Annotated in this window: 24 protein-coding genes and 1 tRNA gene; 7 read left to right on the top strand and 18 right to left on the bottom strand. The window is 60.0% G+C overall.

The genetic code is table 11. The features are described from left to right. Nucleotides 1-546 precede the first annotated feature (546 nt). The gene (locus KBZ14_RS15870) at nucleotides 547-2,580 is read left to right on the top strand and encodes an autotransporter family protein (protein WP_255118954.1); all 2,034 of its coding nucleotides are present in this window, start codon (nucleotides 547-549) and stop codon (nucleotides 2,578-2,580) included. 199 nt (nucleotides 2,581-2,779) lie between these two features. Here the strand turns inward: KBZ14_RS15870 and KBZ14_RS13970 are convergent, their stop codons facing one another. From KBZ14_RS13970 to KBZ14_RS13960, 3 genes are all read right to left on the bottom strand, one after another. Next, a complete protein-coding gene (locus tag KBZ14_RS13970; protein WP_255118953.1) occupies nucleotides 2,780-3,598 on the bottom strand; it encodes a hypothetical protein in 819 nt (272 codons plus the stop codon). Between the two features lie 19 nt (nucleotides 3,599-3,617). After that, complete coding sequence (locus KBZ14_RS13965) at nucleotides 3,618-4,025, bottom strand: hypothetical protein (protein WP_255118952.1); 408 nt, start codon at nucleotides 4,023-4,025, stop codon at nucleotides 3,618-3,620. Between the two features lie 484 nt (nucleotides 4,026-4,509). Continuing rightward, nucleotides 4,510-5,118, bottom strand: a complete 609-nt coding sequence (locus KBZ14_RS13960) for a hypothetical protein (protein ID WP_255118951.1) — start codon at nucleotides 5,116-5,118, stop codon at nucleotides 4,510-4,512. Between the two features lie 194 nt (nucleotides 5,119-5,312). Between KBZ14_RS13960 and KBZ14_RS13955 the strand changes: the two genes are divergently transcribed. Then, nucleotides 5,313-5,492 (top strand): hypothetical protein, encoded by a 180-nt coding sequence (locus tag KBZ14_RS13955; protein WP_255118950.1) that lies wholly within the window; start codon nucleotides 5,313-5,315, stop codon nucleotides 5,490-5,492. Between the two features lie 367 nt (nucleotides 5,493-5,859). On the opposite strand, the gene KBZ14_RS13950 is transcribed toward KBZ14_RS13955, so the two are convergent. The 3 genes from KBZ14_RS13950 to KBZ14_RS13940 all read right to left on the bottom strand — a co-directional run bounded on the left by KBZ14_RS13950 (nucleotide 5,860) and on the right by KBZ14_RS13940 (nucleotide 9,751). After that, nucleotides 5,860-6,717, bottom strand: coding sequence for a hypothetical protein (locus KBZ14_RS13950; protein ID WP_255118949.1), 858 nt, complete (start codon nucleotides 6,715-6,717; stop codon nucleotides 5,860-5,862). Nucleotides 6,718-8,181: 1,464 nt separating this feature from the next. After that, complete coding sequence (locus KBZ14_RS13945; protein WP_255118948.1) at nucleotides 8,182-9,162, bottom strand: tyrosine-type recombinase/integrase; 981 nt, start codon at nucleotides 9,160-9,162, stop codon at nucleotides 8,182-8,184. A gap of 427 nt (nucleotides 9,163-9,589) precedes the next feature. After that, entirely contained in the window at nucleotides 9,590-9,751 is a 162-nt protein-coding gene (locus KBZ14_RS13940; protein ID WP_255118947.1) for a hypothetical protein, read from the bottom strand. A gap of 132 nt (nucleotides 9,752-9,883) precedes the next feature. Here KBZ14_RS13940 and KBZ14_RS13935 point away from each other — a divergent pair. The 3 genes from KBZ14_RS13935 to KBZ14_RS13925 all read left to right on the top strand — a co-directional run bounded on the left by KBZ14_RS13935 (nucleotide 9,884) and on the right by KBZ14_RS13925 (nucleotide 10,852). After that, nucleotides 9,884-9,968: transfer RNA gene (locus tag KBZ14_RS13935), tRNA-Ser, on the top strand. 171 nt (nucleotides 9,969-10,139) lie between these two features. Beyond that, the gene (locus tag KBZ14_RS13930; protein WP_255118946.1) at nucleotides 10,140-10,334 is read left to right on the top strand and encodes a hypothetical protein; all 195 of its coding nucleotides are present in this window, start codon (nucleotides 10,140-10,142) and stop codon (nucleotides 10,332-10,334) included. Nucleotides 10,335-10,402: 68 nt separating this feature from the next. After that, complete coding sequence (locus KBZ14_RS13925; RefSeq protein WP_255118945.1) at nucleotides 10,403-10,852, top strand: hypothetical protein; 450 nt, start codon at nucleotides 10,403-10,405, stop codon at nucleotides 10,850-10,852. 216 nt (nucleotides 10,853-11,068) lie between these two features. Here KBZ14_RS13925 and ppk2 read toward each other — a convergent pair whose 3' ends face one another. The 5 genes from ppk2 to KBZ14_RS13900 are packed head-to-tail and all read right to left on the bottom strand — an operon-like array spanning nucleotide 11,069 to nucleotide 13,809. After that, nucleotides 11,069-11,953: a polyphosphate kinase 2 gene (ppk2, locus tag KBZ14_RS13920; RefSeq protein WP_255118944.1), complete on the bottom strand. Its 885-nt coding sequence runs from the start codon at nucleotides 11,951-11,953 to the stop codon at nucleotides 11,069-11,071. Between the two features lie 30 nt (nucleotides 11,954-11,983). Next, complete coding sequence (locus KBZ14_RS13915) at nucleotides 11,984-12,376, bottom strand: hypothetical protein (protein ID WP_255118943.1); 393 nt, start codon at nucleotides 12,374-12,376, stop codon at nucleotides 11,984-11,986. After that, entirely contained in the window at nucleotides 12,373-12,612 is a 240-nt protein-coding gene (locus KBZ14_RS13910) for a hypothetical protein (RefSeq protein WP_255118942.1), read from the bottom strand. Before KBZ14_RS13910 ends, KBZ14_RS13915 begins: the two co-directional genes overlap by 4 nt. 45 nt (nucleotides 12,613-12,657) lie before the next feature. Beyond that, the gene (locus tag KBZ14_RS13905; protein WP_255118941.1) at nucleotides 12,658-13,254 is read right to left on the bottom strand and encodes a DUF4335 domain-containing protein; all 597 of its coding nucleotides are present in this window, start codon (nucleotides 13,252-13,254) and stop codon (nucleotides 12,658-12,660) included. Nucleotides 13,255-13,272: 18 nt separating this feature from the next. Further along, on the bottom strand, nucleotides 13,273-13,809 hold the full coding sequence (locus KBZ14_RS13900) for a DUF3038 domain-containing protein (protein ID WP_255118940.1): 537 nt from the start codon (nucleotides 13,807-13,809) through the stop codon (nucleotides 13,273-13,275). 39 nt (nucleotides 13,810-13,848) lie between these two features. On the opposite strand from KBZ14_RS13900, the gene KBZ14_RS13895 reads away from it, so the two are divergent. Next, entirely contained in the window at nucleotides 13,849-14,373 is a 525-nt protein-coding gene (locus KBZ14_RS13895) for an adenine phosphoribosyltransferase (RefSeq protein ID WP_255118939.1), read from the top strand. Nucleotides 14,374-14,380: 7 nt separating this feature from the next. Here the strand turns inward: KBZ14_RS13895 and KBZ14_RS13890 are convergent, their stop codons facing one another. The 5 genes from KBZ14_RS13890 to dapB form a co-directional block, all read right to left on the bottom strand. After that, on the bottom strand, nucleotides 14,381-14,596 hold the full coding sequence (locus KBZ14_RS13890) for a DUF2949 domain-containing protein (protein ID WP_255118938.1): 216 nt from the start codon (nucleotides 14,594-14,596) through the stop codon (nucleotides 14,381-14,383). Nucleotides 14,597-14,619: 23 nt separating this feature from the next. Beyond that, nucleotides 14,620-15,774 (bottom strand): FAD-dependent monooxygenase, encoded by a 1,155-nt coding sequence (locus tag KBZ14_RS13885; RefSeq protein WP_255118937.1) that lies wholly within the window; start codon nucleotides 15,772-15,774, stop codon nucleotides 14,620-14,622. Between the two features lie 97 nt (nucleotides 15,775-15,871). Beyond that, complete coding sequence (locus KBZ14_RS13880) at nucleotides 15,872-16,126, bottom strand: high light inducible protein (protein WP_255118936.1); 255 nt, start codon at nucleotides 16,124-16,126, stop codon at nucleotides 15,872-15,874. Nucleotides 16,127-16,208: 82 nt separating this feature from the next. Next, complete coding sequence (locus KBZ14_RS13875; RefSeq protein WP_255118935.1) at nucleotides 16,209-16,856, bottom strand: DUF8619 family protein; 648 nt, start codon at nucleotides 16,854-16,856, stop codon at nucleotides 16,209-16,211. Nucleotides 16,857-16,920: 64 nt separating this feature from the next. Beyond that, nucleotides 16,921-17,781: a 4-hydroxy-tetrahydrodipicolinate reductase gene (dapB, locus tag KBZ14_RS13870; RefSeq protein ID WP_255118934.1), complete on the bottom strand. Its 861-nt coding sequence runs from the start codon at nucleotides 17,779-17,781 to the stop codon at nucleotides 16,921-16,923. A gap of 126 nt (nucleotides 17,782-17,907) precedes the next feature. On the opposite strand from dapB, the gene KBZ14_RS13865 reads away from it, so the two are divergent. Then, entirely contained in the window at nucleotides 17,908-21,909 is a 4,002-nt protein-coding gene (locus tag KBZ14_RS13865) for a magnesium chelatase subunit H (RefSeq protein ID WP_255118933.1), read from the top strand. On the opposite strand, the gene folP is transcribed toward KBZ14_RS13865, so the two are convergent. Together folP and tpiA are read right to left on the bottom strand one after the other, a co-directional pair. Next, nucleotides 21,906-22,784, bottom strand: a complete 879-nt coding sequence (folP, locus tag KBZ14_RS13860) for a dihydropteroate synthase (RefSeq protein ID WP_255118932.1) — start codon at nucleotides 22,782-22,784, stop codon at nucleotides 21,906-21,908. The genes KBZ14_RS13865 and folP overlap by 4 nt on opposite strands. Beyond that, on the bottom strand, nucleotides 22,784-23,524 hold the full coding sequence (tpiA, locus tag KBZ14_RS13855; protein ID WP_255118931.1) for a triose-phosphate isomerase: 741 nt from the start codon (nucleotides 23,522-23,524) through the stop codon (nucleotides 22,784-22,786). Before tpiA ends, folP begins: the two co-directional genes overlap by 1 nt. Between the last annotated feature and the right edge of the window lie 28 nt (nucleotides 23,525-23,552).

Here is a 23,552-nt window from a genome sequence, read left to right as displayed (position 1 = left end):
GCGCCTGGCCGGTTTCGACTCGATCCGCGAGGGCCTGCAAGCGGTGATGCATGACATCAAGGCACTGCTGGCGATGGCGCGACGACAACCAGAGCTCAACCCGTGACCACACTTTGAATCAGCCCTGGCGGGCATGGGGGTAATTGCAGCTAACCGGCGATGATTATGGGTATTCGGAGATTTGGGTCACAGAATATGAACGCCCCATAAAAGACCTGCTCAAGGCCAAGGATGGGACACTGGCTCTGGAATGGCACCAACTAGATTGCTTGCGAACTGCAGACCACTCCTTCGTCATCAAGATGTGGATCGCGATTAACGAAACGGGTTGCCTGATCAATACGCCCGCGAGATACCGCTGATCCTCGAACCAAAAGCAGCAGAATGCCTATAGATGTTTGCGGGGTCAAGCGGGTGGCCGCTAGGGGCAGTTGAACCACTGATGCTGGCTCAGGCCAACGAAACAACAATAGGGTCAGTTCGAAGAGTGGCTTAGTAGACCACGCATATTCTGAACGGCAAAATTAGCGGGATTGAGAAAGCTTCGTGTACCAGGGGAAAAAAGTCCACACAAGCAGAAACAAGACAAGCAAAATCCAGGTTCTCGGCAAGGCAATCAAATCAGCCGCGTTGTGCGGCCTTGTGATTTCAATCCCAAAATTGGCACTTGCGGATACAACAATAATTAACAACTCTGTCACCGGGACTCAGGGGCCGACGACCCCTCCACTGAACGGTGACGACACATTAACCATTACGAGCTCTGGATCGGTAAGCACGAGCGGGACAAGCGCGAACGGGATTAACGCCACCAATGGCAACAACAGAATTACCAACATTGGATCGATAAACACTTCAGGGAACAACTCGATTGGGGCAAATGCCCAAGGCAATTCCAACATCATCATTAACTCAGGCTTGATTAGCACAAGCGGCTCTATAGCCCCAGGCACAACAGGGTCGGACGGAATCAATGCTATAGGCTCCTTCAATACAATCCTCAACCAGGGAACGATCAGAACAAACGGCGAACAAAGCTACGGGATCTCCTCATTAGGCAGTTTCAATATCATCAACAATTCCGGGGTCATCAGCACCTATGGGAGAAACAGCGCGGGTATAGGCGGCGAAGGCAACTCAAACACGATTGCAAATACAGGTACGATAAGCACCTACGGCTTCGCCTCAGATGGTATCTCACTTGCTGGACCGTCCAACGCGAACACCATTAATAACTCTGGAACAATCACAACCACGGGAGACTCCGCGGCAGGCATCTTTGTGACAGGAGTTTCGAATACGGTTGCAAACTCGGGTTCGATCTCCTCATCCGGCAACTTAGCTGCTGGCGTCGCTGTCGTCGGCAGTTCAAATACCGTGACGACTTCAGGCAGCATTGTTAGCAAGCAGTCATACGCAGTGCTCTTCAATGGCTCTGGAAATACGCTGAATGTGGTCAATGGCTTCTTAGGCGGCAGAATCAATATGGGTACCGGAGGGACTGTCAATATCTCGCCGAGCGCAAACTTTTCACAGCTGCTGACATTTGAAGGCAGCGTGAGCAGCATTAACAGTTCCGGTTCTGTGCCTGTCTTCATCAATAGGGCCGCACAACAGGCAGCTACATACGATCCCACTATCTTCGCGAGCTCATCGGATGCTCTGGCTGACGTAACGAACACCGTTTCGTCATTGATTCCGGGGCGCTTCAATGGTATAGACGGCAAGCATCCCTTGTGGGCCAGAGGCTTTGGGATGACGTCGTCTTACTCAGGCACTACCGACACACTTGAACGGCACCATATTCTCTCTGGTATTGCGATGGGATACGACGCCAAACGCAGCAAAGATCTGACACTTGGCCTACTCGGTGGATACAGTCAAACGAATCTGACTGCTGACGGCATCACAATACAATCTTACAACAACAGCAGTGATGGCGGATTCCTGGGATTGTACGGTCAAAAACGCTGGGGAGATACATCGGTTGATTTTGCTCTCTATGGAGGTGTTCAGAGTTTTCAGCAGCAGAGATTTGTCAATGACAACCTCGCTTATCTCGGAAACTCCAGCACCAATTCCACCTATCAAGGCTGGTGGTTCGCACCAGAGGCAGGAATCACAGTCAACGCAGGTGACATTCAAGGCTGGAGCGTTCTGCCCACCGCTCGGCTGCGTTACGCCCAACAATGGATGGGAGCCTATACAGAATCTGGTGGGGGGTCTGCCAATGCAACGGTGAATGGACGGAATGTTGCCATCGGCCAAAGCTTTGTTGGTGTCGGCACCCGGAGAACGCTGAAAACAACGCTTGGCAAAAACACCAAGATGGTTCTCGAGGGTCAGGTTGGCTACATGTATCGAGGAGTCGTTGGTGACGATACCGTTGGAGTCACGTTGATTGGGCAGTCACTGTCCGTACCAACAGAGGCAGTAAGCCGTAATGCCATTGCAGTATCAGCAGGTGTCACGATTGACCTGTCTAATGCAGTTGCCTTGAAAATCAGAGGAGACGCAGCAGCTGGCAACGGTATTAATTATGTCGGTGGTGGCTGGGCTGGGCTTAGTGTGAAGTTTTAAGCATCCAGCAGTCGTTAGTACGTCACACATGTAGGTGTGAGAACTTGACGCCCCAACGCCAGCAGTTCATCCCGAGGAGTTGAGGCCACCGAAGGATCCTATGTCCATATCGTCACTAGCAGGTCTTCGACGCCGACCCGTAGCCCCTTTCGGTCGGAGCACAGACCCGTCAGTACTTTATTCTGACATTAAACCTAAGCTATGGACAATTGTTGACTCTTACCGATCTGGCATATGACCTGATCGCATCAACAACATCTCCATCTCCTTTCCTGAGCATAGGTCTATTGAGCTCACACATCTCTATGACGCGAATTTTCAGTGTTTGAAGCTGGACATCCTTCGCGCTTTCAATCGCAGCTTCTGATCCTTTCTCCAGGTATTCATCGTACACCTGCTCTGCAATAGAAGTAGGACTTGCCTTTGACAAGACTCGCCCAAAGCCAGTCCCCCTGACAACTGCTGCCGGATTCTTTAGGCTATCTCGAGTCTTTAATGTTGCGTTGACAGTAGCTTCAAGCCTGTCAAAACCTGTTGAGACTTTAGCACTTGCTTTGAATAGCGCTACAAACTCTCTCTGCTCGTTATTCATCCTTTCTTCGATCGACTTCTTTTCTCCCTCTTCGGTTTGCTCGTCAACCTTAGGGTTTCTGATGGCTTCAGGCGCCGAGAACGGAGTGAGATTGGAACTCCGCCGCATATAGGGCGTTAAACTGCCGTAGTCCAATCGACACAAGGCTAAAGAGGGCACATTCCTCCTAATTAACTCAATAGCTTCTTGTGACCATCGAGGTATATTTGCAATGCACTGCGCTTTCCACCTTGGATGACTGTGGTACATCTGGTTACATTTCTCTGGCGCTGTTCTGATGTCCTCTGAAAGTTGAGCAATCTGCTTTTGGGCAACCGTGCAGTAGGCATTTACTCCTTCATTGTATTCGTTACCACTTGCTGCTCCTGGATGCAGGATGGCAAATGGCAAGAGTGCAATTCGCGACAGCAGCAATAGCACTTTCATTGACTTCTGAATACAGTATTTAATGGAATATGGAATCCAGAATCACGTGAATTAATGGCTCACGAGATCTGTCTTTTGTCGAGTCATCAGCCCCCTTGCTATCCTTAGTGTCTGGTTCTGAAAAGCCTCCGCCAAGCCCACCACTTGAGATTCCCTTGCGACATACAACTGACAGAGCTTCGTTTTCTGCTGATTCAGGGGCATACTCCTTGTAGACATCCTCACCGGAAATCCTGAGCATCCACTCTTTACAATCAGCCGATGCTTTCGCTGATTCTTCGTCAATTCGTATTTTAAATGATCGATACCGACCTGAATCCTCAAGGGGCAGGATTAATATCGTCTTTCCATTGTGTTTGCGTTCAAGTTCGCACCATCCAGAGTCGCTGCAGGTGTAGACAGCAAGTGCTGCTGGTGCAGAAGCCATGAGTAAGGATGCAAATGCTAAGGCTATGCCTAAAGGCTTCATTACCGTGTCCCGTGAAGAGCTGTATCCCCAACGTATTCATCGAGTTCTGCATCAGTGGGCTGGCTTAATAGGCTGTAATCTACTAAATAATGTCAGTTTATTGATTTGGGTTTTGAGGCTGCATGTCTGCCTGAAAGACGCTTGCAAGTGAGGTATTCTTGCTTCGTATACGGGGATCTTGGTTGACTTCACTGGCTAGCCGGTTTATCCCTAAGTCTCAGGAGCTGCTGACCAACTTGATCTGCTGGCTACGGTGATCCTCCAGCTCTCCCTCAGCCGTCGCGTCAGCCGGTGCTGCTGAGGTCTAGCTTGCAAAGACCTCAGCGTCGCCATGCCGCGAAGGCTGATAGTAGCCACCCCGAGAGCCCAGGATTATCCAATCACCGTGAAGGTCTGGGCAGCCCTTCAGACTAGAAGGCAAGGAGCACTAATGACCTACTGATTAATTCGGCTGACTAAGAGTAGAACAGCTTGTGTACTTCTTGTCCAAGTCAGAAACGAGTTCGAGTGGTTGGCATCCTATGTAGCCACCCCATGCAGAATCCGTAATAGGCAATTGGCCTAGGGCGCAGCACTCCTTCTTTGAAACGCCAGCAAGAGTTGCGAAAACTCGGCCCATGGTCGGGCAGACATCAGAACAGAAATATTTAAGTTGAACCTCCTTATTGGTTTTCGCATGGATGGCAACGGTGAATGGAAGCCCCACTACCCATGCATTGCGCAAGCCTGTTCTTTCAACGCATTTGAGCATCAAGTCCCTGATGACCTGCTTAAGCGAATCGTCTTCACTGCGCAGCGGCGTTTGGACTTCCTGTTCGAGGCACTTTCGAACATTGACAATGTCCATCCCATCATCCTCGAGAACACGCTCTGCTTTTGTGCCATTAAGGGGCTTCTGACTTAATAAACCCAAAGGGGAGAAAATCCTGCCGGGGAAAGGAAGAACGGATTGCAATGGAATGTGAGACGTGACATTGAAAGCAGCTACGACTGTAGCTCTCATGGCAATAGCCTGTATGCCAAAAAGTGGCCAGAAGCGTGAGTACTTCATCGTTTCTCCCTGTCACCTTTTGCATCCTAAGTGTGTCTCATGAGATCATTGTCAAGTGCGCTAGATAAACGGCGGATCAGCTGTTGGCCGCCGAGTGAGGTTTGGTGGCTGGTGGTGGGGGCATCTGGTCTTATGGACTGGGCCCATCGTTAACATCTGAGGCGGGGTACTGCCCCTGAAAGGGGCTCCTACCCATGAGCAAGCGCCACACGCAAAGCCCTGAGTTCAAGGCCAGAGTCGCCATGGACGCGATCAGTGACCGCAAGACGATCCAGGAAATCGCCGCGGACAACAGCATTCAGCAGATCCTGATCCAATTTGCCAGACAACTTGAGGCCTCTTCATCCCCACGAACACTTCGAATAGGGGACTAGAGAACATGAGCAATCCCTTGCTACAGCAAGCCCGCCAAAGCAGATGTCAGAAGCCTGATTAGACTTCCCTTTTGGCAGAGCGTGGCTGCCTGATGAGGATAATGGAAAGCAATGACGTACTCCAGATTGGTTCAGCCATGGTTACTTGGATGAAGCAGATGCAAAGCGAGGAAAAAGTCTCAACTCAGTACCCATTCGTCAATCATCGCTTGAGCATCAGACCTATTTGACAATCCAAGCAGGAATTCAATACGCGCCTTTGCAGTAATCGCAATCAGGCCTGGACTCCAATGGCGGATGTGAGGAACATAGTCGTGACGAGCTTGGTGATTTCTCATAACTGATTGTTGACTTGGTGGACTGGTCCTCAAATGGTTTGAAAATACGGCGATTCGTGAGCGAGGTCCGATATGAAGCTCAGAGTCGGCCCGATGGAGGCGAGCAGCTGGCGAGCTTCTGTGTGAGTTCCAACGGCAGACCAATTAATCGATTGAGCAAGCAGTACGAACTGATCGAGCATTTCATCAGTACTGAGTTGGTAAGTGTCCACAGCTGGTTCAAGCTGTCCTAGTTGCTGTTGAAGTGGGTATTGGTCAGTGTTGTGTTGCCTTTTCCCAGCTCGATGGTCAGCTGACCATCGGGGGTACTGCTGCTTCAATACCTCAAGCTCCCTCGTGTTGTAACGATCATTCGTCTCGTTGTAGTGCTGCCTAGCTTCAATCCTGCCGCGGTAGTCCATCTGGGATAGTAGGTACAGAGAGCCAACACCATATCCCTTTAGATAGCGAAGATAGAAGTCATGCTCTTGCTTGTACAACTCCTCGCTTGGTCCATCGAAGTCTGGGTTGTAATCTCCAAGAGGAAGCTCACCAGCCACAAACTCACCTGCAGCTATTAGCTTTGTTGTCATAGATGGCTTGAAGCCACATTCCTGCAGCAGATATCGGAGCTGCTTCTTGAAAGCTTTACGCTGCCAGTCCTCCATCTCAACCTGGAAGACACCGATGACGAATCTCAGTCCTGCCCTTGAAAACTGAGTCTGAATAGCATTTGATTGATGAAATAGCTCATTCAGATCGGAGACGGTTTCACGGCTGATAGCACCAATGATCTGCTTGGCCAGCTCGGTGTATCGGCCGTCAAGACCGCCATCCTCACGCCTTGGATTTAGTTGTTCTACTAGGTTCATTTGGGATAAGTTTTCCACGTGGAAAATCCACACCACCTACTGGTCGCTGGTCCTGGTAGATGGTGAAGTGTTTATGTAAGTTGTTGTCCACAAGCAACGCAGACCAGAGGACCAGTGCTAGCTCCTGTCTTGGAGTGCACTTCTACTCACCCCCTACACAGCTGATGCTGTATATCTATTCAACTTGGATGGTGCAAAGAGAAACTTCCACGCACAGCGTGGCTCCGCCTGTAACTCAGCCCCTTTGAAACACAACTCTCGACCCTCAGCCGTGTCGAGGGGACGACGGATGCATCGAAGAGCTACTGCCACCATCGCTGGTGACCGGTTCAAATGAACTGACTACAGTTGGTAGATTCCTCTTTGAACCATCAAAGTTGATTTCAGTATCCCGTCGTAACGCAGTCATGCGTCAGTTCGGGCTTCAACTTTGGAGTGGGTCATTCGCCGGTTCTCCAACCGTCAAATGCGAGCGTTGATTCAGCTGCTGCCAAGGGTGCCTGATGTCCTTGGTGCTTGGGTTCAATGAAACCGTCTGACGAGCTACTCCCAAATGGGCATTCGCAGCCAGACCTTTCTTTAACCACGTTTCCAGGCGTGGAGTTTTAACGTCTTTTCTTTGACGAAGCAGCAGAGCCCCAAGTGGAGCCGGTCAACCCGACGAGCACTGTTCCCAGTGTGTACAAGACTCTTGGGGGGCCTATTCCCCCGTTATAGTCGGTTGTCACCCAGAACCACTGCCACAGCAAGGGTTGGAGCTGTTCTCGCCGTTATAGTGAGCCATCGGTCACAGCCTCTGCCACAGCAGGGATTTGAGCTTTCCCCCCTGTAATAGTCCGTCATCGATCAGAACCACTGCAAGAACTAGGGTATTGAGCTAGGAGATGGAGCGGCTGATTGACAGCATCCAGCACCAAAGACCTCGCGTGGCGTACCGATCCAAAAGACGCACACTTTCACGTCAGCAGCCGCCAGTTGTCCCTCAGTGGTTCAATTTCTGAGAGCCTTTGCCAATCACTGACGTCTATTTGTTAGAGGCCCCAGGGAGCCACTGCAAGAGGTTCTAATGACGTTTCGAATAGAAGAGGGCTGGACGGCGCATTAAGGGCCCTAGAGAGCCTCCTGGGCGGCAATGGTGAGCATCTGCTGCTTGAGGCGAGCCCTGAAAGCAATAACCGCTCGTAACGCTATTCAAAGAACAGATCTAGCGCTGTCAACTCGAATGCAGGCAGGACTAGAGCTATTCCTCGGGCATTCTGCGGTGATGAGTCTTTCTAACTATGGTCTCAACCGATCTGACCAAGAACAGCTCCGCGGGAATTCTTAAGCACGTAGGGGCTGTCGGCAGCTAGAATTGGAGTCAGAGCTGTGGGTCAGAGGGTCAAGAAGTCAGTTAGGTGTGAGTAGTCATTGAGATACGGGAAGGGGACGTGGCCAACGGTCGCGATGAGCCGGTAGAGGGATAGTTGCATGAAAGATAGGCCATTACGAGAAACTACTTTATTGGGGCCTTGATCCGTACACAAGTGACCGAACTTCCTTGGACACGACATCAACCCACTTGATCAGAACCTCATCTGGGTAGTCACCATAGTGATCGCTGATAGTAGAAACATCTTTCTTCTTGTGCCCATCAATCTCGTCCGAAACATCAGATGGCATCCCCACCTTGCGGGAGAGACTTTTGAAGGTATGACGGCAGCTATGGACCACAAGCTGCTTGTCGTCAAACAAATTTCTGATCTGAGGCCTTAGACGCTGCTCCCATGCACCAGGCGACGCGACGGGAATCAGATCCTTCATATGGCCTAGCAGGTGCAAGGGGATTGGGACCCTGCGGTAACTAGATTTGGTCTTTGGTTTCCAATCAGGTGTTCTGCCAATCACCAGCATCTGGCCCTGAATATCACCTTGTCGTCGGTTCAACAGCTCCCCGATCCGCAGTCCAGTAGTGCAGAGCAACTCAAAAACCCAAGCGTGTTCCGTCTCAGTGAGCAGCAATGGCAACTGAATCTTCAAGTCAAACGGCAGATAGCGGTCCTGTTCCTTGGTGCTGGCGGAAAAGCGGACACTGCGGAACGGGTTGGTAGCAAGCGTCAGACTGTCTTCCTCAATCCCAGTTTGGATGAGCGATTGGAGAATGCCTAACTGAGTAGAGACAGTCTTATCACTTAAACCTTTGGTTCTAAGCTGCTCCATCAATGACCGAATTTGCTCCTTCGTGATGGTGTCGGGCAATTCATTTACCTCAATGACACGGCTCACCGCTTGCCTGGCTGCCTTGAACCAGGACTGGGAAAGTGATTCTCCTCGCCGTCTGGCGATGGCCTCAGCGTGAAGGTTGACCAACTCCGGCCAGTTGAGACTGAGGGGCCGCTTTGCATCAAGGGCTGCCCAGGTCTCCTCGAAGAGCGGAGAGGCGTCATCTGGATGGTCCAGCCGCTCACCAGTCAGGTTTTCGGTCCATTCGACGGAGGTCAAGCCCTGAGGGCAATCCCATACGAGTGGAAGCATTGCCCGTATCGAGGCCCTGCGGCGCTGGGTATCGGCGTTTGTCTGCTGGATCCGTAGCTGCAGTTCCTGCTCCAGAGCCTTGTAAGCCTCTGGCCAGCGTTGGAGGGCGATCGAATGGTCGGTGGTACCCAGGCTCCGGAGAAGACGCGTACAGCCAGCTATAGGCCTCAGCGACGGCTTGACGGTCAGACGGGCGTACCAATTCGGACCACTGTTTTGGAGTCGGACCGGGCCCGCCAAACGACGACCCATGCTGAGCACAAACCAAGGGGCTCAGAAGGATAAGTCACTTCATAAGTCATGTTGGAGGGTCTAAAAACCCAAGACAGGCTTTGCTTTCTGGGTTGCATGAACAAGTGCCTGATGCCGCTGGCCAAACCGGAGAACTGAAGCTTCAGCTGGCCGACAACAGATCGAGGGCAATCGCCACCTGCTCCAGTAGTTCGCAACAGCGGTCGTACTGGCGGTCGGGGGCGACGCTCACGGGCAGCGTCTCGATCATGTCGGCCAACTCTCGGGTGCGAACGGCCAGCAGGTTGGCGGAGAGGACGGGCATGGATCCGGCGGCCCACCAGGCCGCAGCGTTCTACCCGAAGCATGGCCACAGGTCTCACGAGTCTCAGTCGCAAGCCTCTCCAGGCTTCAATCCCCGTGGAAGAATGAGTGTGCCCCTATGGGGTCAACCCCTGGAGGGGTGGTCGAGTGGTTGATGGCTCTGGTCTTGAAAACCAGCGAGGTGAAAGCCTCCGTGGGTTCGAATCCCACCCCCTCCGTTTTCCAACCGTTAGCTCTTGCAGCCGCGCCGGCGAGATCAGGAAAGCTGCAGATTTGCCCGCTTGTGCGGCTGCAGCAGCAAGCCAGCCAAAACAAACCCAAAACGGCCATAACCGCCACACCCCGCCGGCCATGCTGGCGATTGGATGGGCAGGTCACCAATCCCGTGCATGGCCTACGAACCCGGAACCAGCGAGTGCCGCATACTGATCGACTGCAAGGCACAGATTGAGCTGATGCTGCTCAACCTCGCCAAGCTGGAGAACACCGACCATATCCGCCAGCAGCTGGTGGCCGTTCACAACCAGCTCGAGGGGCTCCACGATCTACGCCGCGCCAAGCGCCAGGGCCTGATGGCCGTGTAGGCACGCCCACAGCAGTACCCGGCGGGCCCAAACATTGCTCTAATCGGGGAGCCCCCTTCAACCCTCCGATGGCAGCGCCCCGGTGCCGACCGCTGGCCATCGCTGCAGCAGCCGTGGGAATCGCCGCCGCAGGTGGGCTGCCTGCCCTGCTGGCTTCTTCGGGCCAGGCCCAGGCCCCGGCCACCCTACTCACGGTGCGCGAACCCATCGAAGCGGCCGATCAACGGCTACAGCAGCAGGGCTGGCGTCCGATCAGCACCCCCCCGGCCGAGAGCTTTGATCGCGAACTCTCCGGCAACGGGCTGATCAGCTTGCGGGCCTGCTCCGGCACCGGGATGGGCTACTGCCGTTACGACTACCGTCGCGGCGATCACCAGCTGGAGGTGATCACCGTTCCCAGCAGCGATGGCGACGGCCAGGTGGTGCGCTGGAGCCTGGGATCTGGCGGTGGACCCTGGGGCCTCTGCCAGATCGCACCCCTCGCGCCCTTGCTACCCTGCTCGGCCACGCCCAACTGAGGCACCTGACCGCCACCTCGCCTGGGGAAGGGCCCTTAGCCTGGGCAGTGCAAGAGACCATCGGCCATGTTGTTTGACAACGACAACCGCCCCGCCTGGCTGAACTGGCTGTTCCTGGCCATCTTCCTGTGGAGCTCCTGGCAGCTGGCCGGGATGTGGTTCTCCCAGATGCACGGTGGCTGAACCAGCAAGCCGGTGGATGAATCAGCCGCCTGATCAGGGATAACAGTTCGGCACAAAGAACTGCTCATTGATCGGTGGGCGCTCGTAGCCCTTGCCACTCTTGCGCGGTGGCAGCTTCAGGGCCGGTGGCGTCATATCCCGGTAGGGGATCTTGCTGAGCAGATGCCGGATGCAGTTGAGCCGCGCCCGCCGCTTGTCGTCCGCCAGCACGGTAAACCAGGGGGCCTCGGGGATATTGGTGTGGGCAAACATCTCATCCTTGGCACGGGAGAAGTCCACCCAGCGATCCCGGGATTCCAGGTCCATCGGGCTGAGCTTCCAACGGCGCGTGGGGTCGTCGATGCGGGCCTGAAAGCGGGCCTCCTGTTCCTCATCACTCACGGAAAACCAGTATTTGAGCAACACAATTCCAGAGCGCACCAGCATGCGCTCAAACTCCGGACACGACTGCTGAAATTCCCGCAACTCCGCAGCGGTGCAAAAGCCCATCACCCGCTCCACGCCGGCGCGGTTGTACCAGCTGCGATCGAAGATCACGATCTCGCCAGCACTGGGGAAATGCTCCACGTAGCGCTGGAAATACCACTGGCTGCGCTGCTGATCTGAGGGCGTGCCCAGGGCCACCACCCGGCAGCCGCGGGGGTTAAGCGGCTCGGTGATGCGCTTGATCGTGCCACCCTTGCCAGCAGCATCGCGCCCTTCAAACAGCACCATCAGGCGGAACCCCTCCGCCTTCGTCCAGTACTGCATCTTCACCAGCTCTTCCTGCAGCCGCGAAAGCTCCTGTTCGTAGCGCTTGCGATCGAACTTGCTCTTGGCGAATGACTCGCCGGTGCTCAGGTCATCCAGCTGGGCGGAGGGGGCATAGCGATCAGTGCTGTCCGCCGCAGGCGGCCCCTGCTTCTGCTTCTTGCCCATGCCCGCACCCCCCGCCTGGCTACCGGCAAGTTAGGAACGCTGCTTCTTGCTGGTCTGATCGCGCCCAGGAGCCACCAGGACCCTCACCAGCCGCATCAGGCCGGCCACCAGCAACACGAGAGCCAACAGCGCCAACCCCACCAGCAGGAGCACCCCCAGCAGCTGCAGCACCCCCATCAACAGCCGCGAGAGCCCCGCAATCAAGTTGCCGATGGCGGTGCTCACCAACAGCAAACTGTCGAGATCAATCAACTCCGGGAGCTGGAGCAGGAGCACCAACAAGCCGGTCCCCGCCGCGAGCAACAACAGGCCACCCAGCACCTGTCGGAGCCGCGAAGGCGCCCGGCGCTTACGAAACACCGTGCGCGTGGCACCGGCTGCGCGGCCCGATCGCACCAGCTGCAGGCGCCGGGAGCGGGTCATGGTTCCAGCGTGTAGCCGGCGCAGCGCATCCAGCGCTCGAATTCGATCAGCACCAGTTCATTGGGGCAGTCCACCAGGCTGAGATCGCCAACGGTGCAATCCCCCTGGCCGCCATGGTGCAGCGAGAGATGGAAGGTGTCGCCGCTGAGGCCGCACACCTCGGGATCACTGCGCACCAGTACATCCAGAGAGGCCCCCAGCCGGGTCACGCGACGTCGCAGTTCAGACCAGGTCATCGGCGCCAGCACCAGAACACAAGTGTGCTGAGCATGGCAGCCGCGTCAACCGGGTTTTGCCGGAGTGGCCACAGGGGCGGGCGAAGCAGGCGGCGCCTTGGGCAACGGCACCATCCAGGCCGCCACGCCAGCGAGCAGCAACGCGGCTACACCCACCAGCGGTGCCGCCAGCCGACGGCGCAGGGGTTCCCGGTTGAGCACCTCGCGCCGGCGCAGAGGCTGGAGTTGGGGTAGGTCGAAGGGCACCAGCACCCGGGCGTCGTTGCGCAGGAGGTCGAGGCAGCGCACCAGATCTGCCAGCTCGGCGTCATCCAGCTGAAGGGTGAGCGGCTCGGTATTGGGCTGGCTGCTGCGCAGCATTAACTGATGGCCCTGGTCATGGGGGGCGATCAGCACGGGGGAAGCCTCATCCCCAAACGGGCGTGCCACGCCACTGAGCAGATACCGGGCGTAGGGCATCACCACCTGCAGCAGGGCCTGAAGGTGCTCGCGCTTGCCCTCGAGTTCGGTGTGGCCTGCCAGGGCCAGGGTGAAGCCGGTGAGGATGCCGAGGCTCTGGTCTCCCTGGCCGGCAGACACGTCGGGCAGTCCCTCCAGCTCAAGGCGGCAGCTGGTTTGTTCGTAGCGGGTGGTGAGTTTCATGGCAGTGGCTACGGGGGATCAGGCTGCCGCGTCTTGAAGGCTGGCCTTGAGGCGCTCGAAGCCACCGGGGCCGGCGCTGAAGGCGAGGGCCTGCACCAGTTGGCGGCTGAGGGCGCGGCCTTCCACGGGATCAAGCAGGCGCTGGACGCCGCCACGCCGCAGGTTGAAGCGCTCCTTGATCAATTCCGCCAGGCGGCTGCGGAACAAGCCCCAGCGCTGCTCGGTAATCTCCGGGGGCTCAGCGCTGGAGAGAAGGCTGCGCAGCATGGGGTAGAGGCGATCGGCCAGGGCGTTGAGGATCCGAATCAAGGCATCGGTTTCCTGCTCCACCAGGGCCCCTCGGCGGGTGGTGCGGCGCAGGGGGTTGTAGCAGCGCCGCTTCCACAGCTCCACGCGATTGGGGAACAGGCTGGTGTAGCCCATCTCTTCGCTCAGCCACACCATCGCCTCGCCACCGTTGAGATCGAGGGCTTCGGTGCAGAGCAGCAGTAAGTCGAGACGCTCAAGGCCTCGCCGGGAAAGCGGGGAGGGGCGCTGCTCTGGGGCTTGGGTCATGGCTGCGATACTGCCAGCTGTGGCGCCTCTTCGTCGACCATGGCCGCGATCGATCTGCGCGGGATGGTGCGGGACATCCCCGACTTCCCCAAACCTGGCATCCTCTTTCGGGATATCACGCCGCTGATGCGCCACGCCGCAGCCTGGCAGGAAGTGATGCGGCAGCTGGGCGACGTGTGTGATCGGCTGCAGCCCGATCTGATCGTGGGGATTGAGTCGCGGGGCTTCATCGTGGGCACGGCCCTGGCCACGGCCCAGCAGATCGGCTTCAGCCCGGTACGCAAACCCGGCAAGCTGCCCGGCAACGTGATCGGCGTGGATTACAGCCTGGAATACGGCACAGATCGCCTGGAGATCATTCCCGATGGCTTTGAGCACAAGCCCCGGGTGCTGATCGTGGACGACCTACTGGCCACCGGCGGCACCGCCGGCGCCTGCGCGGAACTGGTCACACGCGTGGGAGGAAGCCTTTGCGGTTTTGCCTTTGTGGTGGAGCTGGCCGACCTGGGCGGCCAAGCCAAACTCCCGGCCGACGTGCCGGTGGACTCGCTGATCGTCTACTGAGGCCACATCACAGATCGGTGCTAGTCAGCCACACCAGCACCTGATCCAGCTGCTCCAGGCTGATCAACCCGAAACGCCACAGCACCACGGGCAAGGGGGCCTGCTCCAGCTGGGCCTGCTTGAGGCCCAGGCCGAGGGCACTATCACTCATGGCCAACTCCTGGCGTAGGTAGCGCAGCAGCGCTGGGCTGGGGGGTGGCTGGGGTGAGGTGCTGATCACCATGGAGGCATGCTGCCCGCGGTGGGTCAGGCCCGCAAGGAGCCACCGGGGCCATCGGTCATGGCCGCCAGGCTGAGGCGCCGCAACCAGGGCAGCCGGCCCAACAGCGTCAGCGCCAACCGCCGCACTGGCAGCAGCCACCGATTGCGGTTGGAGAACAGGCGCACCAACGCGTCGGTGGCCAGCAGGATCAGCAGCAAATCGGGCCAGCGGCGCCAGGCGTAGGCCGCCGGCAGCCGCGATGGCCTGAGGCGCCCTGCGGCGGCACGTCCAGCCAGGCTGTGCAGCACCGCCACGTCACGCCAGCAAAGATTGAGCCCCTGCCCGCCGACCGGATGGCAACGGTGGGCCGCCTCGCCCACGAGCACCAGGGATCCGCGACGCAGGGGCCAGGCCAGTTCCAGGCCCACGGGGAAGACGCGGGGCTGATCCAGCAACACCTCGGGCTGCAGCGCGGCGGGCAGGGCCGCGCTGAGGGCCTCGAGAAACGCCACCGGATCTAGGGCCTCCAGGCGCCGCAGCCTGTCGGCAGGCGCACTCCAGACCAGCTGGAAGGCATCCCCCCCCAGGGGCAGCACCGCAAACGGACCCTCTGGACGGAACAGCTCCCAGGCCTGATCCTCAGCCGAGCCGCGCAGCCGAACCTGCACCGTGAGGCAGCCTTGCCGGTAGGGCCGCGCCAACAAGTACAGCCCAGCGCTGCGGCGGGTGGGCGAAGCACTGCCATCGGCCGCCACCACCAGCTCTACGGGCCCGACCTCAGGCAACGGAGCGCCCAGGGCCAGGGCGATAGCAGGCTCCCCAGCCGCCCGATCCAGCAGCAGGGTCATCAGCGGGGTGTGCTGCAGGATCCAGCCCACCGCCTGGGCCGAGGGATGATCGTCCCGAGGGCCCAGATCCTCCAGGGTGAAGGGCACCTGCAGGTGTGTGGCCTGATCACACAGTTCCAGGCGTCGAAATGGCGCCAGATGGGGCAGCAGCGGCTGCCAGAGATCCAGGCGCTCCAGCAACTCCCGGCTGGAATGGGTGAGGGCATAGGCCCGGCTGCGCTGGCGCAGGACCGCGGGCGAGAGGGGATCCAGCAGCTGCACCCGCCAACCGGCCTGGGCCAGGGCCAGGGCCGCCAACAAGCCCGTGGGGCCAGCCCCATGCACCCGTGCCCGCAAACTCTGCTGGTTCATGGCCAATGCCAACACGGTGCAGTCCATAAAAAACCGCAGCACGGAAGTGTGCTGCGGCCGTGGATGATCCCGCTGGGATCAGAAGGGAGCTGGAAGATCAGCCGATGCCGAGCAGGCCACGGGTGAAGGCTTCGCCGCCGAGGGCGAGTTCCGTGGCGATCAGGGCAATGAAGCCCAGCATGGCCATGCGGCCATTCAGCTTTTCGGCCCGCTCGTGGAAGCCCCAGCCGCTTTCCACGTCCACCACCTGCATGCGGGGCTCGGTGGCGAAGGCATTCAGACGGCCACCATCTTCTTCAGTCACGGTGGCGCCGCGGATCACGGCAGGGGAAGAAGGATTGGCTTGGACCATGGGAGGGATACAGAGGAATACCTGAATTGTAACGCAATATTGCGCGGTGTAACGCAGCATGACTGCGGCATTCCGGCACCCGTCAGCGCAGGCGCTTCAGGCAGAGCTCCTCAAAGGCAGGTCGCAGCAGAAACGGATACTCCCCCACCCAGAGCTTCAGCTGCGGCAGCCAGGCATCACTGAGCGCTCCGATGCGCGAAAAGTCCTTGCGCTCGCTCAGCACCAGGCAGCGCACCACCATGCCGCGGCGAATCGTCTTGTGCTTTTTGTCGTAGGGAAACCGAATGCTGCCCAGGTAACCCTCCTCGTCTTCCAGCTCGAGGCACAACCAGGTGCGGCGGTTCTCTACCAGCTCCAAGTGCCCCTGCTTGTCGGTGGTTTCCTGGCGACCCTCCACCAGCTCCCGGGTGTAGAAGTCCGCCACCTCACCTTCAAAAATGGCGGCCGCGGGATAGCGCCGCAGGGTGGCGTTCTTACGACCGGCCTCGACGATCGGGCCCCACAGCACGTAGAGCAGAAACACAAAGCCCGCCACCAGGGCGATCGGCGCCGCCTGGCTGGACATGGCCACCCCCTGGCTGATCAACAGGGTGATCACCCCCCCGATCACCGAGATGAAGATGCGCTGCAGCAGCTTCTGGGGGCTGCCGCTGCAGGCGTTGAACTGGGGCCCGGTGGCCACCGCCGGGATCAGCCGCAGCAGCTCGCCTGGCTTGAGGGGGATCAGCATGGCGCCATGCCTGGCAACCACGGGACAATACGAACCATGGCCGTGAACGGCAGCCGGGGCTGGCTCAGAGCAACCGCTCCAGGCCGTACACGAGTCCGGCCAGCTGGCGCACCTTGCGCACCGTGAGCAAGACGCCCGGCATGTAGGCGGAACGATCGATGGTGTCGTGGCGCAGGGTGTAGGTCTCACCCGGGGCACCGAACATCACCTCCTGGTGGGCCACCAGGCCCGGCAGGCGGATCGAATGGAGCCGCAGGCCGCTCTCCCGCTGCCCACCACGGCAGCCGGCCAGGGTTTCGTGCTCCTCCACCTGGAGGGGGTTGAAGCTCTTGCCCAGCTCCTCCATGAGTTCGGCGGTCTTGATGCAGGTGCCGCTGGGGGCATCGGCCTTGCGGTTGTGGTGCAGTTCCGTGAGTTCGGCGAAGTCGTAGAAGCGAGCGGCGGCGGCGGCGGCCTGCTGCAGCAACACCATGCCCACCGAGAAATTGGGGATCACGGCCCCTCCCACGGAGGCCTTCTCCGAGAAGCTGGCCAGCTCCTGCAACTGCTGGGGACTCAGCCCCGTGGTGCCGATCACCGGGTGCACGCCATAGGCGATGGCGGCACGGGTGTGCTCGTACACCACCGAGGGGTGGGTGAAATCCACCAGAACCGCCCCGGCGCCGGGTCCGTCGTTGCGCACGGCCTGACTCGCCTGGCACAGACACCCCTCGAAATCGCTGGTGATCGCTACATCCAGCTCACCGAGGCCAAGCTCCAGGCCCAGATCCGCACCCTCTTTGCCCAACGTGGTGTCGATGGCCCCGATCAGGCGGCAGTCGCCAGCGGCGGTGACCGCCTTCACCACCTCGGCGCCCATCCGACCAAGGGCGCCAGCCACCACCACAGCAATGGGGGCTGAACTGGGGGCTGAAGCAGTGGTCATGGGGCGGCACGCAGAGGAGCTGAGCCTATGGGCCGGCCCAGGCGATCCCTTGTAAATCCTTGCCGTTTCCCCTCGCACAGGCGCCCCGGGCTTCGTAGGCTCCTTCACATTGCTCAATCAGCGCGCATGTTCACGCAGGTCCGCTCCTCCTCCCGCCGCATCAGCCCCGCGGAGGTGAACGGACGGGCCGTGATGAGGGCGGTGTATGTGGTGCTGGAGCCCCAGTACCAGAACGCCCTCACCCAGGCCGCCACCTCCCTCAACGACCAGAACGGCCCCCTGGCAGTTGACCTCAGCGGCTATCTGATCGAGGAGCTGCGGGACCCCCAGAACTACGCCGACTTCTGCGCCGATGTGGCCGAAGCCGATGTATTCATCGCCTCGCTGATCTTCATCGAGGACCTAGCCCAGAAGGTAGTGGAGGCTGTGGCCCCCCACCGCGACCGGCTCAAGGCTGCCGTGGTGTTCCCCTCCATGCCGGAGGTGATGCGCCTCAACAAGCTCGGCACCTTCTCCATGGCCCAGCTAGGCCAGAGCAAGAGTGCCATCGCCGGCTTCATGAAGAAGCGGAAGGAAGCCGGCGGCGCCGGTTTCCAAGACGCGATGCTCAAGCTGCTCAACACCCTGCCCACGGTGTTGAAGTACCTGCCAGTGGAGAAGGCCCAGGACGCCCGCTCCTTCATGGTGTCGTTCCAGTACTGGCTGGGCGGGACCCCGGACAACCTGCGGAACTTCCTGCTGATGCTGGCAGATAAGTACGTGTTCCCCAGGGGAGACAGCGACCGCCCCGAGCTGCAGGTGGCCGACCCCGAAGTGTTCCCCGATCTGGGCATCTGGCATCCCTTGGCGCCAGGGATGTTCGAAGACCTCAAGGAATACCTCAACTGGACCGCCAGCCGCAGCGATCTCTCCGATGCCGCGCGCAAGGGCCCAGTGATCGGCCTGGTGCTGCAGCGCAGCCACATCGTGACCGGCGATGAAGCCCACTACGTGGCGGTGATTCAGGAACTCGAATACCGCGGCGCCACCGTGATTCCGGTGTTCTGCGGCGGGCTCGACTTCACCAAGCCGGTGAATGCCTTCTTCTATGACCCGATCAATCCCGACGTTCCCCTGGTGGATGGGGTGGTGTCGCTCACCGGTTTCGCCCTGGTGGGGGGCCCGGCCCGCCAGGACCACCCCAAGGCCATTGAGGTACTGAAGAAGCTCAACCGGCCCTACATGGTGGCCCTGCCCCTGGTGTTCCAGACCACCCAGGAATGGGAAGACAGTGATCTGGGGCTGCACCCCGTGCAGGTGGCCCTGCAGATCGCCATCCCGGAACTGGATGGGGCCATTGAACCGATCGTGCTCTCCGGCCGTGACGATGCCACGGGCAAAGCTCACACCCTGCAGGACCGGGTGGATGCCATCGCTGAACGGGCCATCCGCTGGGCCTCCCTGCGGGTGAAGCCCCGGGCCGACAAGAAGCTGGCGATCACCGTGTTCAGCTTCCCGCCCGACAAGGGCAACGTGGGCACCGCCGCCTACCTCGATGTGTTCGGCTCGATCTACCGGGTACTCGAGGAGATGAAGGCCAAGGGCTATGACGTGCGCGATCTGCCCCGCGATTCCAAGGCCCTAATGGAGGCGGTGATCAACGACCCGGAAGCCCTTCAGGGTGCACCGGAGCTGTCGATCGCCCATCGCATGAGCGTGGAGGAATACGAGCGCCTCACCCCCTATTCCGAGCGCCTCGAGGAGAACTGGGGCAAGCCCCCCGGCAACCTGAACAGCGACGGCACCAACCTCCTGATCTACGGCCGCCACTTCGGCAACGTGTTCGTTGGCGTGCAGCCCACCTTCGGCTACGAGGGTGACCCCATGCGCCTGCTCTACTCCCGCAGCGCCAGCCCCCACCACGGCTTTGCGGCCTACTACACCTATCTGGAGAAAGTGTGGCAGGCCGATGCGGTGCTGCACTTCGGCACCCACGGCTCGCTGGAGTTCATGCCGGGCAAGCAGATGGGTATGAGCGAAACCTGCTACCCCGATTCACTGATCGGTGCCCTGCCCAACCTCTATTACTACGCCGCCAACAATCCCAGCGAAGCCACCATCGCCAAGCGGCGTGGCTACGCCTCCACCATCAGCTACCTCACCCCGCCGGCCGAGAACGCCGGGCTCTATCGCGGCCTCAAAGAGCTGGGCGAACTGGTGGGCTCCTACCAGCAGCTGCGTGAGGGCTCCAGAGGCGTGCAAATCGTGAACGCGATCGTGGAAACAGCGCGCCAGTGCAACCTCGACAAGGACGTGGTGCTGCCTGAGGTTGACGCCTCTGAGATCGATCTCGATGCCCGCGACGGCGTGGTGGGTGCGGTGTACCGCCAGCTCATGGAGATCGAGAGCCGGCTGCTGCCCTGCGGCCTGCACACCATCGGCAAGCCCCCAACCGCTGAGGAGGCGATCGCCACCCTGGTGAACATCGCCGCCCTAGAGCGCGATGAAGATGGCCTGCGCTCCCTGCCTGCCCTGCTGGCCGAGAGCCGTGGGCGCACGATTGCCGATGTGTACAAGGGCAACGACGACGGCGTGCTCGCCGACGTGGAGCTCAACCGCACCATCACCGAGGTGTGCCGCGCCGCCGTGGGTTCCATGGTGAAGGCCGTCACCGGAGCCGATGGCCGGGTGACCCTGCGGGACAACTTCGGCTGGTTCTTCAACCTCCTGGAGCGCTTCGGCTTCAAACTTCCCAGCCCCTGGCTGAGCGCCTGCCGCTCCGCAGGGTTCGGCGAGGTGGACCAGGTCGAGCTCGACAAACTGTTCGGCTACCTGCGCTTCTGCCTGGAGCAGATCTGCGCCGACATGGAAATGGAGAGCCTGCTCAAGGCCCTCGATGGCGAATACGTGCTGCCCGGCCCCGGCGGCGACCCAATCCGCAACCCGGGCGTGCTGCCCAGCGGCAAGAACATCCACGCCCTGGATCCCCAATCGATCCCCACCCGCGCCGCGATTGCAGCGGCCAAGGTGGTGGTGGACCGGCTAATCGAACGCCAGAAGGCCGAACAGGGCACCTGGCCTGAAACCATCGCCTGCGTTCTCTGGGGCACTGACAACATCAAGACCTACGGCGAATCCCTGGCCCAGATCCTCTGGTTCATCGGCGTGCGGCCCGTGCCCGACTCCCTGGGCAGGGTGAACAAGCTCGAACTGATCCCGCTGGAGGAGCTGGGCCGCCCCCGCATCGATGTGGTGGTGAATTGCAGCGGCGTGTTCCGCGATCTGTTCATCAACCAGATGGCCCTAATCGACCAGGGCGTGAAGATGGCCGCCGAGGCGGACGAGCCCCTGGAGATGAACTTCGTGCGTCGTCACGCCCAGGAACAGGCGGAGGCACAGGGGGTTTCCCTGCGGGATGCCGCCACCCGGGTGTTCTCCAACGCCAGCGGCAGCTACAGCTCCAACGTGAACCTGGCGGTGGAGAACAGCACCTGGGAGGAGGAGAACGAACTGCAGGAGATGTATCTCTCCCGCAAAACCTTCGCCTTCAACGCCGACAACCCCGGTGAGATGAACCAGAACCGCGAAGTGTTCGAATCGGCGATGAAAACCGCCGACGTGACCTTCCAGAACCTGGATTCAGCGGAGATTTCGCTCACCGATGTGAGCCACTACTTCGATTCCGACCCCACCAAACTCATCCAGGGCCTGCGGGACGACGGCAAGGCGCCATCCAGCTACATCGCGGACACCACCACCGCCAATGCCCAGGTGCGCTCCCTGAGCGAGACCATCCGCCTGGATTCGCGCACCAAGCTGCTCAACCCCAAGTGGTACGAGGGCATGCTCAACTCCGGCTACGAGGGCGTGCGGGAAGTGGCTAAGCGGCTCAACTTCACCCTGGGTTGGAGTGCCACCAGCGGTGCCGTGGACAACTTCGTGTACGAAGAGGCCAACGACACCTTCATCAACGACCCGGAGATGCGCCAGCGGCTGATGGATCTCAACCCCCACAGCTTCCGCCGCATCGTGGGCACCCTGCTGGAGGTGAACGGCCGCGGTTACTGGGAAACCTCCGACGAGAACATCCAACAACTGCAGGAGATCTACCAGGAGATCGAAGACAGGATCGAGGGCGTCACCACCTAAGGCCGGCGCCACAGGGCGTCAGCCATCCGTGCGGTGTCCACCATCGGCTTGCCGTCGTGGACCCGCACCACATCAGCCCCTCCTGCCACGCACTTGGCCACCACAGCCGCCGTGCCCCAAATGCGTGCCTTGGCCTTGGGCTGCTCAAGCACCGCGCCGATGAAGCGCTTGCGGGAGGGGCCCACCAATAGCGGGACCCCTTCAGCCCGCAGAAGCGGCAAGCCATCCAGGAGCTCCAGATTCTGCTCGTTGGTCTTGGCGAAGCCGAGGCCGGGATCCCAGATCAGTTGGCCAGGGCTCACGCCGGCTGCCACAGCCCGGTCGCTGGCGGCCAGCAGCGCCTCGCGCACACCAGCCACCACCCCAGCGCGGCCGTAGTCGGTGAGGCCATCCATGCTGGAACTGTCGCCGCGGGAGTGCATCAGCACGTAGGGGCAAGCCGCAGCCGCCACGAGGGCGAGCATGGCGTGATCCCGCTGGCCACCGCTCACATCGTTGATCCAGTCGGCCCCGGCTTCCAGGGCAGCCGCCGCCACAGGGGCGCGAAAGGTGTCCACGGAGATCAGCGGCGGGCGGCGGGCGGCGGGGTCGTCGCCGCGGGCAGGGCAGCACAGCGCACCGGCGGCGATGGCCTCCCGGATCAGCCTGAGTGCCGGTAATACCCGCCCTAGTTCCTGCTCGGCGCCCACATCCTCGGCCCCAGGCCGGGTGCTCTGCCCCCCCAGGTCCAGGATGTCTACCCCTTCGGCCACCAGCCGCCGCGCCTGGGCTAGGGCCCGCTGGGGTTGATCGAACTGGCCGCCGTCGCTGAAGGAATCGGGGGTGAGATTGATCACCCCCATCACGTAGGTGCGCCGGCCCCAGGGCAAGGCCATCAGGCCGCCACGGGCACCTGGTAATTGGCGATGCGCGCAAAGCCCTCAGGATCGAGGGAAGCACCGCCCACCAGCACGCCGTCGATGTCGCTCTGGGCCATCAGTTGATCGATGTTGCCGGGGTTCACCGAACCCCCGTACTGGATCACCACCTCGGGGTAGCCCACCCACTGCCGCACCAGGCCGCAGATGCGGTTGGCCTCAGCGGCCTCGCAGGTTTTACCCGTGCCGATGGCCCAGATGGGCTCGTAGGCCACGATCAGGCGGGCGGCATCGAGGCCATCAATACCCTGCTCCACCTGGCGACGGATCACCCGCTCCGCCTCGCCGGCCTCCCGCTGGGAATCACTCTCGCCAACGCAGAGGATCGGAATCATCCCCGCCTTCTGGGCCGCCCGGGCCCTCAGGTTGATCTGCTCGTCGGATTCGCTGTAGTACTTGCGGGGCTCGCTGTGACCCACGATCGCGTGGCTCACCCCATGCTCGAGCAACATCGGCGCCGAGATCATGCCAGTGAAGGCGCCTTTGCCCTCCCAGTGAATGTTCTGGGCACTCACATGGATACCGGTGCCGGCCAAGGCAGCCCCCAGGGTGGCGATGGCCGTGAAGGGGGGCGCCAGCACCACTTCGCGATCAGGAGGCAGGGCAGCCACCAGAGGCTTGAAGGCGTCGGCAAAGGCCTGCGCTTCGGCACAGGTCATGTGCATCTTCCAGTTGCCTGCGATGACGGCCTTGCCCACAGCGTCCAAGGGGGTCTAAGAGCCCCCC

It is taken from the genome of Synechococcus sp. HJ21-Hayes, assembly GCF_024345835.1.
GTDB lineage: Bacteria > Cyanobacteriota > Cyanobacteriia > PCC-6307 > Cyanobiaceae > Vulcanococcus.
The sequence above is the reverse complement of the archived record's forward strand: the minus strand, read 5'-3'. Positions and strand labels throughout refer to the sequence as shown.